The sequence below is a fragment of the Streptococcus mitis genome, assembly GCF_009496285.1.
GTDB classification, from domain to species: Bacteria; Bacillota; Bacilli; order Lactobacillales; family Streptococcaceae; genus Streptococcus; species Streptococcus mitis_BP.
Genome location: NZ_WIJK01000063.1, coordinates 1 through 692 on the forward strand (window position 1 = coordinate 1; position 692 = coordinate 692).

At 38.9% G+C, this 692-nt stretch carries 1 protein-coding gene; it reads right to left on the reverse strand.

Going from position 1 to position 692, the window contains the following annotated elements:
* A partial coding sequence (locus GEZ89_RS09505) for an IS110 family transposase (RefSeq protein WP_153225816.1) occupies window positions 1-590 on the reverse strand: 590 nt, incomplete at its 3' end.
* Window positions 591-692: the final 102 nt, after the last annotated feature.

Genomic DNA, 692 nt, shown 5'->3' on the forward strand with positions numbered 1-692 from the left:
GATTGACGGATAATCTTACACAATTCATTTTGAGATAGGTTTAATACAAACTCTTTGCATGGAAAAGCCATCACTAAATTCCAATATTGCTCTCCAGTTGGTGTGGATAAGAGATTTTCCAATTCAGGAAAGGTGACTTGTAAGACCTTGTGTAGACGGTTTTTAGCTCTAACAATGTCTTCTGTAAGATTTTGATAGAAACGGCTTAAATCACGCAGGTGTTGATAAACTTCTTCCTGCGCATAAGTTGGTTTACGATTGAGTATAAACTGAGAATGAGCCAACTTTTCAGCGTCAATTTTGTCTGTTTTACGAACTCGCAGACTGTCCAGTTGCTTCTTGGCTTCCAGAGGATTCAGCTGTGTATAAGCGTAGCCGTATTCCTCAAGAAAGGCTCGAAGACGCCGAGAATAGACACCAGTAGCTTCAAATATAATCTCAGGGTTATGAACAGTTTTCAAGTCATTCAAAAGACGATTGAAGCCAATGGCGTCATTGAGCATAGTGTATCCATGAATCTTTTCACCGTTGACTAAAATTGCCACCTCAGAACTTGCCTTACTCACATCAATCCCAAATACTGTACGCATGATATTACCTCTTTTGTCTTGAATAATTCCGTGTTTTAGTGATTTTATTTTCAATACGCGACGTCTAGCGTCCCACATACTTTGATCAAATTCCACCTAAAA